Raw genomic sequence first — 10,977 nt, 5'->3', positions numbered from 1 at the left:
AATTATGTTAATTGGAATATTTCAGATTGTTGAAGAGTATATTTGAAAAATAGGTTTAAGTTGATGATTTTATAAAATAAAAGAAGGCGTTCCATATTTGGAATGCCCTTTCTTGATGTTTTGTTGCTAATGTGGGTTGTTAAGTTATTTTAATTTGATTACGTGCTGCTTATCTTGCAACAACAAGAACTGGGTGAGGTATCATTTGAGGTGTTTGACTGTCTGTAGGTATCATCTGTCCCGAATACACCTAATACGGCATACCAGAATAAGGCATCATCTGTCCCGAATACATTTGAGACGGCATACCAGAATAAGGCATCATATGTCCCGAATACATTTGAGATGGCATACCAGAATAAGGCATCATATGTCCTGAATACATTTGAGATGGCATACCAGAATAAGGCATCATATGTCCTGAATACATTTGAGATGGCATACCAGAATAGGGCATCATTTGTCCCGAATACATTTGAGATGGCATACTAGAATAAGGCATCATTTGTTGCACCTCCTTTTATAAAAGAGTAGTCATCTAACCAATACATATTGTATGCAACGAGTAAGCATGTTGTAACTACCTATAATTTCGTTTATCGGGTACAGTAACGATTACTTCTGTTTAGGAGTCATAGATAAAAATTGAGACTTATTTTGCTATTGATAATGATGATTATGTAAATAAAAAGGTCCCTTCAGAAGATCTGAAGGGACCTTTTTTATAGATTTCTAGATACATGGACTGCTGATAAGTGGTGTTATGTTGAGCTTACATGAATACTTATTCAATATATTTGGATTAAAAAACCAAGTACGAGATGAACAAGTCCTTCCATCTTCAGTTGTTGTTCCTGTCTCCGCAACCCCTATAATCCTTTTAGCAAGCACATCCTCTTCTATTTCATATATTTTTCAAAGTGTGTAGTAAAATCGCTTTTTTTGTAATTTTACCTAGAAATTAACAAGACATGTTTATAGTCTATTCCGCAAACTCCCATATCCGCATAATTTATAAAATATCGAAATCCTATAATTGTTAATTACTGTAATCAAAGAAGAGGGGTATTAATATGAATAACAACAACCAACAACCATATAATCATAATAATTATTATCGAGATTCTCCGCAAACTTTAGATACACAATCACATATTCTTCAACAACAAACTCTTACTGTAATAAGTTCAGCTGTTAGACATGGGTTACGAGAAGCTCAACACCTTGGCTATCAACATGCATTAACAGAAGCAGTTGCCATAGGGTATTTGCTAGGAAGAGGTTACGATTATAATACTGCTTGGAAAACTGTTGAATCTTGGTGGAGACCGCCAGGAACTACATTGCCTATTTCGTATTAAAGTGTAAATGAGCTGTTTAATTCAAATTATTTTAACAATGTAAACAGCTCTTTCTATGTTAGTTGAATAAAAAACGATGAATATCATATTCATATAAGGTTTACATAACACCACATATATCACGGTCCCCCCTTAGGCTGTCTTTTTTTATTTTCAAAGGGACCTGCTCAATTAATCCTTAAAAACATAATGTAAAGTGAATCCGTTAAAATACATGTGTGACCTTGAATTTCCCCTCTTACTCAAAGGAGAGATTAATATGGGCTATGGTGGTAGTTGCGGCGGAGGCTGCGGTTTTGGTGGTGGATTCGCCTTACTGGTTGTGCTCTTTATTTTATTAATTATAGTTGGAGCTAGCTGTTGTGGTGGTGGATTTGGCTGCTAAAGAGAGGCACTCTTGAGAGTGTCTTTTCTTTATTTTTAAACGGACCTGCTCATTCTGTTCATAAAAACATAAAATAAAGTGAATCCATTAAAATAATAACTTTCCCATTGTTCTATCTCCTAATTGAAGGAGGAAAAAATATGAGTTTTGGTGGTTCTTGTGGCGGCTTTGGCGGCGGATTTGCTTTACTAATCGTTCTGTTCATCCTGTTAATCATTATCGGATGTAGTTGTTGGGGCGGCGGTGGCGGATTCGGATATTGAAAAAAGTAGGCGCTCATTTGAGTGTCTTCTCTTTGTGTCTTCTTTAAAATTTCACATCCTATATCTGATTGATAAAACCAATCTCGGGGGTTCCTAGAAGGGACTACTGATAAGTGGTATTATGTAAACTAATTTTTCATATCCGTAGAAGAGAAACATACCTATGGATATTTGTAAATGCTCATTGCATTATATGTGTTAATTTTAATAAAAGTGTCATTGAATGTTACGTATTGGGGTAGCGTCCCGAAAATGCGGATTTACAACGGTAAGCCCATTTTTTTGACGGTACCCCTAATGTGCTTAGTGAAATAAAACAATGAGTATAGTTTCTAATCATAAATAGTTACCCTTAATACATTTTTGTTTCTTGATGAAAAAATAACTTCCAATTACTATCTCTTTTTCCCCAAATAGAACTACGTATAGTTTTTATTCCTTTTGTTTCATTAAATATTTTGTAGATGGTTAATACACATTCCGATGATAATACATGTATATCAGCACCTAAAATTAGTAAGTTTGCTGTTATTAGTGAGTGATCATCTGCCAGTATTTTTGATAATTCTTCTGCGGAAACTCGTGCATTTGTTTTAAGATGGCTAATTGTTTTTTTTAGATTTTTATTTTTCATATAAAACATCTCCTAAAGGGAAACTGTGTTATTTAAAAATTTAGTTCTTTTTGTTTGTATTATCATTAAATAGGGTTATGTTAACTTTAAAAACGGGAGTAGCCCCCGAGATAGTATCGGGAGCTACAGAGGAATACCATGACATAAACCTTGAATTACTTTTAAATACTTTTATGAGGGGTTTATAACTTTGAAGTTGCCTTAGGTAAAAATAATTTACTTAATACAAAAATACACTTATTTCATTTTTAAGTCAATACAATTAAATATTTATCAAGATTAATCATGATAGTTAAATTAAATACAAAAGATATCTAGAATATTGTCTTTTTCTTCTTTGTTGATACCAATATATTTTAATGTTATCTGGGGTGTAGTATGATTGAGCATTTCTTGCAACATCGCGACATCTTTTGTTTGTTTATAGAACCAATAGCCGAAGGTTTTGCGCATGGTGTGAGTCCCTATGGATTCTATGTTGGCAAAATCTCCGGCTTTTTGTAATTGTCGATAAGCCTGGATCTTACTAATGGGTTGATTACCTTTTCGTGAAGGGAATAACCAGGTATTTTCTAGGTTTTGAGCATATGAGTAGATCTCATCAAAAATAGAAGCGAGATTAATTATGCGTTCTTTCTTCGTTTTCCCCTCTTTAATTTTGAATTCTTTTCTTTTTTTCGTTGTAGCTTTACTATCGTTTGTGTTTCAAGTTGGAGTAGATCACTTACACGCAATCCTGTATTGATTCCAATTAAAAACAGAATATAGTCTCGTTCGGAACAGTGGCGTTTGAGGGCCCATTTCATATCTTCAATCTGTTCTTTGTTTCGGATGGGTTGGACATCAATGAGATGTGGTTTTTCTTTTTGACGAAACTGAAAGTAAACTTCTATTCAAAAGTTTACATTGGAACTTACCATTAAAATTCGCATAAAATAACGTGAAATCTAAAGATGAAATGAACATGGTAATTCTTTTACAAACAAAAAGTAAGAAGCCCCATCTTTTGAATGAGGCTTCTTCAAATATATATAAACTTACAACACCATTTTAATCATATTTTACGTACACTAATAGTATGCGTTACACATATTCCACGCTCTTCCATCATCCCTACAAGATCACGAAAACTAAGACTGTACCGTAGGTATCAGCGTACTACATGTAAGATCATTTCGGGTTCAAAATGTTTCCACTTGAATTCTGTTGGCTTTTTCATACAGATACACATCCTTTTTAGATTGATAGTATCAGTATGTACAGAACTTAGAGATTATTTGCAATTGTCCTGAAGTTTTTGCACCAGAACCCAAATTGCAGCTTCAAAAGTACCAGCTTTTAAAGCCGGAAAAGAATTGAAAGTAGCAGTAAAATAATAGATTCATCACAAAAAGGACCTGCTATTTACTGCAGATCTTTTTTTGATAAAAATCTAATTACAGATATTCACTAATTTTTGTGATGCCATGTGCACTTCATTCCCACTCTCCTTCAGTATGTTCAAGTTTTAGGACTTTACCTGGAAGAGTCTTGGGATTTTTGTACCAGAACCAAATTAAGGCATAGGTATTTTTTGCTTTTTTAAAGCAATTAAAGTAATAATAATAAAAATCAAGGTATATATGAAACTAAGTAACAGACTTTGATTTAATGTATAAATCTCTGGCATATCGTAAAATGACACGAGTCCTCCATTTTCAGTCTCTTTAAATAAAATTGGAAGCATAGACTTTTGAATAAATAAAGGAAAATACTGTCCAATATACCAACTATGTAAAATTGATGATTCCATAGTAGGATATATGAATCCAACAATTACCCCTACTACTAAACTTTTACTCATAACAGTAATACATGCAGCAAAGACACCCCATAATAACAGACTAATAATTGTACCTAGAATTTGTAGAAAATAATCAGTTACTTGTATAGAATCTGTAGAAACTAGGTTCGTAGGTAAATCGAAAATATATGGAGTAACAAAGCTCGATAATAAACCAATAATTATCGATATAAGAATAAAACATATAATAAAGGTTAGCATACTCAAAACTTTTCCAATCAGTACATTCGTTCTAGTTAAGCCACTCATCCATAATTGTCTGATGGTAAAGTGTCGGTATTCTATTCCAAATACGAGGGCACCAATAATAGAAATAACAATCGGGCCTAATGCATTTACTGACGCTAGTGAATAAGGAATAGCCATCTTAGTACTTATGATAAAAAGCATTGCAGTAAGTGGACTCTTCGTATTGGAATTTTTTATAAAATCCATTGCTTGCTGTTCACTAAAAGAACTATTTTCTATAAAAGTAGCATACGAACTTTGAAAATGTATACCTACACTTATATAAGAATAAATAATAAAAATTCCGAAAAGTACTATTAACCATATACTTACAGGATGCTTTGCAATTTTTATACATTCATTAGTATATGATTTAAACATTATTCTCCCTCCTCGCTTAACCGATTATAAAGTATTTCCCATTCTTTCGCTGGGTGTAGTACAACCAATTCCTGTATGGATATATCCTTCATAATTAAGGACTGCTGAAAAGAACTTAGTGTTTTTCTAGATTTTAATTTTATATACCAAGTGTATGTATCTAAATTGTCTACATTGATAACTTCCTCTAATTCTAATAGTTGCTCTTTTACTAAAGGTGTAATAGTTTTCAACTGAATAGTTGGTGCAGAGTCTTCATTCATATAATCTGACAAATCTAATTCTCTTTTAATTTGACCATCGTAAATCATTCCAAGCCGGTTACAGCATCTCTCAATTATTGCCCATTCATGACTTGCCACTATAAAAGAACATCCTTCGTCTGACATTTCCTTAATGATCTTAATTAAATTTTTGTTTGAAGTAGAATCGAGTCCATTAGTAGGTTCATCTAATAAATAAACACTTGCTTTTTTAGATAGTGCAATTGCTATTCCTAAACGTTGCTTTTGACCAAAAGAAAGTTTTTTTACTTTTTTCGAGAGTATCTCCACATTTGACTTATTCAATGTTTTTAATATCTCAAATGCCTTTTCAGGGTATGGAGATAATAATTTCAAATTATCTTTTCCTGTTAAATGAGAATATAAAGATGTTGGTTGAAAAGACATACTTATTTGGTCTGAGGAAATCTTTTTATTGTTAATTAAGATACTACCTTCGTCTTGAGTGATCAATCCCGCTATTATTGATAGAAAGGTTGTTTTACCTGAACCATTCACTCCTACTAAAGCGTAGATATCTCTTGCATTAAGAGAAAGGGATATGTTTTTTAGAACAAGGTGCTTTTTAAAATGCAATTTCAAATTACTTACATTAAGAACTGCTTCAGTCATAAAAACTCTCCTTTCATACTTATTATATCAAAATACTTGGATTTAGTGTTAACCAAATCCAAGTATTTTCTTAAAAGTATTTACAATTATTGTGCAGAAGAATTACCATTTCCAGTTACATTAATTAGAATACGACTAGTGAATTGTGATCCCCCTGCATGTCCCCAAGGAGTAGGGATACCACTTGAAAATTTAGCACTTTGATTCGTTTGACCACTTGAACTGTATTTATAATTCCAACTGTTCGTTTCGTTATCATATCCATAAAGCGGAGCGGCCCAGTTTGATTGCCAAAGACCCCCAAAATTTGAAATTGTCCCAGATCCCCAAGTCCATTGAGCATATGCCTCATTTTTGGCTACATTGATACCATATAAATTTTTATAAGTTTTCGACCAAGAGTGTGTAGAAACATACGAACTTGCTAATGTATTAGCACCATTTTTTCCATTTTGAACTGTCCCTTGAACTGGTGTAACATACTCGTCAGAACTGATTACCGAAGTATCCGGTAGCTTTCCATTTTCGGCTGCAAAAGATGGAGTAACAGCTGAGATTGATAACCCTGCACTCAACGCTCCAACAGCTAATAATTTAGAGTTTAAAAATTTTTTCATTTTTAAGTTCCTCCCATTTCTAGACTTAAAAACAATGCCAAATCAACCCTAATCTACAACAGGACAATAAGCAATCTAATCTATCAGCCCCCTATACCTATTCAATAAGAATAGAAAATTCAGATAGTTTCTCGGTTGTACCCCCATCCTAGCACATATACCTATAAAAATCTTCCATTTTTTATAAAATTTTTCCATTTTTTTGGAAAAGTTATATTAAAGTAAAATTAACTAAACTTATTTAGATAGAAAAATCACTTTCCATTCGAAACTTTACTTATAAATAACTTATTATAATAGTATTATTTAGATGGAAATTTACAAAACATTAATATTTAAAGGGTTTGTTAATTGGGAACATACAATTTATGAAAGGTATTATAAACTCCAAAACGAATTTGACTACCGTTAACGGGACTTATGTGAACTAGTGTAAGGGGGTGTTTTTATGTTAGATATTTATTTTGTCAAATTTAGCTAGAACGTTGGGCATGTATGGTGCCCCCTATTAAGGATATAGAGAAATCAATAATATTAAAAATAAATAGAATTCCAAAAATTCATATCCAAGTTTTTAATATTTTAAAATTGTATTGATAATTTTTTATCTTTTCCATATATGTATTTCTTAGCAACAATATAATAATAAATATAACGATAAAACCAAAAAGAACTATCCAAGAAAAATTAGGGATTTCATTTTTATCGTTATTACTCATCATCTTTGCTCCTTTATTAACCATTAGGAGGTTAGATAAATGAAGGTATATTTAGCGGGACCATTTTTCAATCCAGAACAAATTGCACTGTTAGAAAAATTAGAAATGATTTTATTTAACAAAGGATTAAATGTATTTTCTCCACGAAAACACATGAGTAAGTTACCTTTTGGGTCTTATCAATGGCAGAATGAAAACTTTATAATTGATGTAAATGCAATTCAGTATAGTGATATCATTTTTGCAGTATATAATGATCAAGATTCTGGAACAATGTGGGAAGTTGGATATGCGTGGGCACTTAAAAAACCTATTATTATTTTTAATACTAAAGAAAAAGTTGTTAATCTTATGATTACACAATCTTTACATGCATATTTAGATAGCTTTGAGAAAGTAATTCATTATGATTTTAATAAATTACCTCGTATATTTTATGATGGAGCGGTCACTTGAAAATTTTAAACGATAATAAAAGAACAGATTTTTTGATAAAAAATCTGTTAAAGAATAAGTACTATGAATTTAGTAAAATAAGTGGTGTTATGTTATCTTTTATCGGTTATTTTATAGTTCTACTTGGTAAGCGTCTCCCTGGATGTACATATATATACTTAACAGTGACAACATCACACCCACGGCGAAAGTCATAGGATTATCTTCTTTTTCCTTGTCAAAAGTGAAAAAGGTTACTACACAAAAAATAATTGTGATTATAGGGATAATTACAAATGAGCGACCGAATATAAATGCAACTCCCCCCATAATCATCCCTATTAGTCCATATGGATTTTGAGTTGGAATTTCGTCTATAAGTTTTTTCTCATAATCAGATATGCCTTCGTCATCATGTTTCCATATATTCTTTAGTTTATTGAGAAAATCGATTATTTTTTTGAAAAATTTCATAGTTTACACTCCCAGAGATTATATGAACGCTACGGTTTATTAAGTTTTCATAATCTTATTTTAGCAGTAGGTGCATTTATTTTTTTCAATTATATCATTCAGAAAGTAAAGATGGTGAAGTGTATGTGAATAAAAAGTCCCTTCAGAACATCTGAAGGGACTTTTTGAGATTTCTAGATACATGGACTACTGATAAGTGGTGTTATGTAGATTAGATGTGAATATTATTACTCTAAAATAGAGAATGTAGACTAGTAAACAAGCTGTTTTTGTTTTTAAGCATAGAATATGATGAATTCTATTGTTGAGAGGAGGTAATCATATTCATGGGGGATGATTTTATATTTGGAAGACGTAGACGTGATCGAGATTGCGATTTTGATTGTGATTGTAATGAATGTCGTTTTAGACGTAGACGTGATCGAGATTGCGATTTTGATTGTGATTGTAATGAATGTCGTTTTAGACGTAGACGTGATCGAGATTGTGATTTTGATTGTGATGAATTTCGTTTTAGACGTAGACATGATCGAGATTGTGATTGTAATGAATGTCGAGATTGGTAAATTTCTTTGAACGAGTATTTTGAAGAAAAGTACTCGTTTTTTGTTTTCATAAAAATATAGATTTTGAAGCTGAATTTGGTGGCGGATTTATTTTAATAATTTAACTAATTGTACATTTGATAGGGGGAAAGTTTAATCAATTAACTTATTATTTCCATAGAATATAGGGTAGTACATTCTATAGAAAAGGGGTTATGTTAAATGTTTTTTGAAGAAAGATGTGAATGTGATGAGTGTAGAAGAAATAAAAGATTCAGAGGAGAAAGAGAATGTAATTCTAGACGCAGAGAATGTGATTTTGAGCGTAGAGAATGTAATGTTAGACGTAGAAGATTAGATCACATACGAGAAGGCGATAAAATTCAAGTGTTCTCTGGTGGAGATCGAATCGATGGAACAGGAGTATTTATTAATATAGAAGATGGATTTCTTGTTTGGGTTGATAATAATGCAAATATTAATGTTACGAGTCTAGATGTTATTAGTGTTCGAAGAATTTCTTAGTTGATAGAAAGATCAAAGATAAAAGGAACAGACTTTTATTTTATTTTGTTATAAATAAGCAAGTTTATAAACGTACAAGCTTTAATTATGTTCATATATATTAGTTTGAATAAAGGAGAAAAAAATATGGGATTTCAAAGAGAATTTGAAAATGAATGTAATGTTAGACGTAGAAGATTAGATCACATACGAGAAGGCGATAAAATTCAAGTGTTTTCTGGTGGAGATCAAATTGATGGAACAGGAGTTTTTATTCGTGTAGAAGATGGATTTCTTGTTTGGATTGATAATAATGCAAATATTAATGTTACGAGTCTAGATGTTATTAGTGTTCGAAGAATTTCTTAGTTAATGGATAGTATAGAAAAATAAAAAGAGAGACTAGTATATATTTCTAGTTTTTTTTATCATCATTAGTTGGAATTATGTAGATTAGGTTCCTAAGTGAATATACAATTAAAATCACATTAAAAAAGAACAGTCAAAAATACTGTTCTTTTTTGCTATCTCTATAGATAGCTAGCGACTTAGTAATATACGAAAAAGGGTTATGTTGGGATGTTTATCATCCTATTGATAGCTTATGTAAGTACTAAAAAATAGCTTGTACAATTATCATAATTAATATATTTTATTTTTAATAAATTAATGAACTAGACATTTAATAGGGGTAGAGTCAGATTATGCGGATTTACAACGATAACGAAAAAACCTAGCCATATTAGGAGTTTGAAGGACGTGTATCAATAGAATAATCTTTTTAATTAATAAATGTGATTTGTATAAAACCCAGTTTAAAATATTTATTTTACTACAACTAAGGGCTAAACATACGTTTTAGAGAACACCTATGAAACGGGTGTTCTTTTTATTTGGGGGATTTAAAAGAATAAAAGATGAATATAAGAGTATATATAACAGGGGAGAAAGAAAATTCCCTCTGTTTTTGGGGGGATAAAAAGGGGGAAGCTATTGATGAATATTATTCATATAGAAATAAAAAATTCATACAAAAGTAAAACAAAAAATGGAATGGCAACTATACCAATTATAAAGCGTGAATATTATGAAAATGGAGAAATTGAATTTGAAATATTAGGGAAACAAGAGGTTCCTATAGTGTGGTTAAATAAATAATAACAAAGCACTCATTTTGAGTGCTTTGTTATTATTTATTTAACTTTTGAGTTATTTGTACTTGTTGTATCTGTAATCATATGGATAGATACGTAATACGTGGGGTTTCGCCCCAACACGACGAACCAGCCTTTACTCCAAAAGTCAACGGAAGAGCAAGGTAACAATGGACAAGGAACTTGCCACGAAAGTTCCTTGAGGGTTTAGGGGCTCGTAGTCAAGTAAACCGTGAAATAAAAAGCGTAGAACGGTTTTTAGGAAAGAAGAAAAACGAACATAATATATGTATTTATTAATAATAAGTATTTAATTTTTGAAATTTACATTAGTAAATAATATAAAAAAGGACAGTTCTAAATCTGTCCTTTTTTCCTATCTTTACAGATAGTTAACGAACGGTAATTTGGGTTTTTGGGGTATGGTAGGATGATAATCATCCTATTAATATCATATGTAAGTAATAAAAAAAAGCTTGTACAAATATTAAAATTGGGTATTTTTTAATAAAATTATTCTTGTTAATATTTTATGTAG

Annotated in this window: 14 protein-coding genes and 4 pseudogenes; 9 read left to right on the top strand and 9 right to left on the bottom strand. The window is 31.3% G+C overall.

The window, feature by feature from the left end:
- Positions 1–250 precede the first annotated feature (250 nt).
- Positions 251–505, bottom strand: a complete 255-nt coding sequence (locus FT637_RS28745) for a hypothetical protein (protein WP_193649140.1) — start codon at positions 503–505, stop codon at positions 251–253.
- A gap of 284 nt (positions 506–789) precedes the next feature.
- A pseudogene (locus FT637_RS30235) lies at positions 790–882 on the bottom strand (MarR family transcriptional regulator); the annotation flags it as partial.
- 191 nt (positions 883–1,073) lie between these two features.
- On the opposite strand from FT637_RS30235, the gene FT637_RS28740 reads away from it, so the two are divergent.
- From FT637_RS28740 to FT637_RS28730, 3 genes are all read left to right on the top strand, one after another.
- A complete protein-coding gene (locus tag FT637_RS28740) occupies positions 1,074–1,361 on the top strand; it encodes a hypothetical protein (protein ID WP_193649139.1) in 288 nt (95 codons plus the stop codon).
- Positions 1,362–1,620: 259 nt separating this feature from the next.
- The gene (locus FT637_RS28735) at positions 1,621–1,746 is read left to right on the top strand and encodes a YjcZ family sporulation protein (RefSeq protein ID WP_002170647.1); all 126 of its coding nucleotides are present in this window, start codon (positions 1,621–1,623) and stop codon (positions 1,744–1,746) included.
- A gap of 140 nt (positions 1,747–1,886) precedes the next feature.
- Positions 1,887–2,009: a YjcZ family sporulation protein gene (locus tag FT637_RS28730; RefSeq protein ID WP_053081437.1), complete on the top strand. Its 123-nt coding sequence runs from the start codon at positions 1,887–1,889 to the stop codon at positions 2,007–2,009.
- Between the two features lie 352 nt (positions 2,010–2,361).
- Here FT637_RS28730 and FT637_RS28725 read toward each other — a convergent pair whose 3' ends face one another.
- From FT637_RS28725 to FT637_RS30230, 3 genes and pseudogenes are all read right to left on the bottom strand, one after another.
- On the bottom strand, positions 2,362–2,643 hold the full coding sequence (locus tag FT637_RS28725; RefSeq protein ID WP_193649138.1) for a DUF4440 domain-containing protein: 282 nt from the start codon (positions 2,641–2,643) through the stop codon (positions 2,362–2,364).
- Between the two features lie 297 nt (positions 2,644–2,940).
- A pseudogene (locus FT637_RS28720) lies at positions 2,941–3,449 on the bottom strand (tyrosine-type recombinase/integrase).
- Positions 3,450–3,706: 257 nt separating this feature from the next.
- Positions 3,707–3,862: pseudogene (locus tag FT637_RS30230) on the bottom strand (IS6 family transposase); the annotation flags it as partial.
- A 91-nt stretch (positions 3,863–3,953) separates the two neighbouring features.
- On the opposite strand from FT637_RS30230, the pseudogene FT637_RS28715 reads away from it, so the two are divergent.
- Positions 3,954–4,019: pseudogene (locus FT637_RS28715) on the top strand (DNA-binding protein); the annotation flags it as partial.
- 179 nt (positions 4,020–4,198) lie between these two features.
- Here the strand turns inward: FT637_RS28715 and FT637_RS28710 are convergent.
- From FT637_RS28710 to FT637_RS28700, 3 genes are all read right to left on the bottom strand, one after another.
- The gene (locus FT637_RS28710; RefSeq protein ID WP_193649137.1) at positions 4,199–5,095 is read right to left on the bottom strand and encodes an ABC transporter permease subunit; all 897 of its coding nucleotides are present in this window, start codon (positions 5,093–5,095) and stop codon (positions 4,199–4,201) included.
- Entirely contained in the window at positions 5,095–5,991 is an 897-nt protein-coding gene (locus FT637_RS28705; protein ID WP_193649136.1) for an ABC transporter ATP-binding protein, read from the bottom strand. The genes FT637_RS28710 and FT637_RS28705 overlap by 1 nt, the downstream gene beginning before the upstream one ends.
- 86 nt (positions 5,992–6,077) lie before the next feature.
- On the bottom strand, positions 6,078–6,608 hold the full coding sequence (locus tag FT637_RS28700) for a hypothetical protein (protein ID WP_193649135.1): 531 nt from the start codon (positions 6,606–6,608) through the stop codon (positions 6,078–6,080).
- Between the two features lie 758 nt (positions 6,609–7,366).
- On the opposite strand from FT637_RS28700, the gene FT637_RS28695 reads away from it, so the two are divergent.
- Positions 7,367–7,783 carry a nucleoside 2-deoxyribosyltransferase gene (locus FT637_RS28695; protein WP_193649134.1) on the top strand — a complete coding sequence of 139 codons (417 nt, stop codon included), beginning with the start codon at positions 7,367–7,369 and terminating at the stop codon, positions 7,781–7,783.
- Positions 7,784–7,894: 111 nt separating this feature from the next.
- Here the strand turns inward: FT637_RS28695 and FT637_RS28690 are convergent, their stop codons facing one another.
- Complete coding sequence (locus FT637_RS28690) at positions 7,895–8,236, bottom strand: cell division protein FtsK (RefSeq protein ID WP_193649133.1); 342 nt, start codon at positions 8,234–8,236, stop codon at positions 7,895–7,897.
- Between the two features lie 326 nt (positions 8,237–8,562).
- Here FT637_RS28690 and FT637_RS28685 point away from each other — a divergent pair, with 326 nt between their 5' ends.
- The 4 genes from FT637_RS28685 to FT637_RS28670 all read left to right on the top strand — a co-directional run bounded on the left by FT637_RS28685 (position 8,563) and on the right by FT637_RS28670 (position 10,443).
- The gene (locus FT637_RS28685; protein ID WP_193649132.1) at positions 8,563–8,802 is read left to right on the top strand and encodes a hypothetical protein; all 240 of its coding nucleotides are present in this window, start codon (positions 8,563–8,565) and stop codon (positions 8,800–8,802) included.
- A gap of 201 nt (positions 8,803–9,003) precedes the next feature.
- The gene (locus FT637_RS28680) at positions 9,004–9,306 is read left to right on the top strand and encodes a hypothetical protein (RefSeq protein ID WP_193649131.1); all 303 of its coding nucleotides are present in this window, start codon (positions 9,004–9,006) and stop codon (positions 9,304–9,306) included.
- 126 nt (positions 9,307–9,432) lie between these two features.
- Complete coding sequence (locus FT637_RS28675; RefSeq protein ID WP_193649130.1) at positions 9,433–9,654, top strand: hypothetical protein; 222 nt, start codon at positions 9,433–9,435, stop codon at positions 9,652–9,654.
- 627 nt (positions 9,655–10,281) lie between these two features.
- Complete coding sequence (locus tag FT637_RS28670) at positions 10,282–10,443, top strand: hypothetical protein (protein ID WP_193649129.1); 162 nt, start codon at positions 10,282–10,284, stop codon at positions 10,441–10,443.
- The last annotated feature ends 534 nt before the right edge of the window (positions 10,444–10,977 follow it).

This window comes from Bacillus cereus (assembly GCF_015071065.1).
GTDB classification, from domain to species: Bacteria; Bacillota; Bacilli; order Bacillales; family Bacillaceae_G; genus Bacillus_A; species Bacillus_A cereus_BA.
Note: the sequence above shows the minus strand (reverse complement) of the source record. Positions and strands in the feature narration are given on the sequence as shown.

Coding starts and splice junctions, on each gene's coding strand:
- FT637_RS28700 (WP_193649135.1), bottom strand. CDS start 6,608: ATGAAAAAATTTTTAAACTCTAAATTATTAGCTGTTGGAGCGTTGAGT.
- FT637_RS28735 (WP_002170647.1), top strand. CDS start 1,621: ATGGGCTATGGTGGTAGTTGCGGCGGAGGCTGCGGTTTTGGTGGTGGA.
- FT637_RS28705 (WP_193649136.1), bottom strand. CDS start 5,991: ATGACTGAAGCAGTTCTTAATGTAAGTAATTTGAAATTGCATTTTAAA.
- FT637_RS28710 (WP_193649137.1), bottom strand. CDS start 5,095: ATGTTTAAATCATATACTAATGAATGTATAAAAATTGCAAAGCATCCT.
- FT637_RS28680 (WP_193649131.1), top strand. CDS start 9,004: ATGTTTTTTGAAGAAAGATGTGAATGTGATGAGTGTAGAAGAAATAAA.
- FT637_RS28730 (WP_053081437.1), top strand. CDS start 1,887: ATGAGTTTTGGTGGTTCTTGTGGCGGCTTTGGCGGCGGATTTGCTTTA.
- FT637_RS28690 (WP_193649133.1), bottom strand. CDS start 8,236: ATGAAATTTTTCAAAAAAATAATCGATTTTCTCAATAAACTAAAGAAT.
- FT637_RS28745 (WP_193649140.1), bottom strand. CDS start 505: ATGATGCCTTATTCTAGTATGCCATCTCAAATGTATTCGGGACAAATG.
- FT637_RS28725 (WP_193649138.1), bottom strand. CDS start 2,643: ATGAAAAATAAAAATCTAAAAAAAACAATTAGCCATCTTAAAACAAAT.
- FT637_RS28695 (WP_193649134.1), top strand. CDS start 7,367: ATGAAGGTATATTTAGCGGGACCATTTTTCAATCCAGAACAAATTGCA.
- FT637_RS28670 (WP_193649129.1), top strand. CDS start 10,282: ATGAATATTATTCATATAGAAATAAAAAATTCATACAAAAGTAAAACA.
- FT637_RS28740 (WP_193649139.1), top strand. CDS start 1,074: ATGAATAACAACAACCAACAACCATATAATCATAATAATTATTATCGA.
- FT637_RS28675 (WP_193649130.1), top strand. CDS start 9,433: ATGGGATTTCAAAGAGAATTTGAAAATGAATGTAATGTTAGACGTAGA.
- FT637_RS28685 (WP_193649132.1), top strand. CDS start 8,563: ATGGGGGATGATTTTATATTTGGAAGACGTAGACGTGATCGAGATTGC.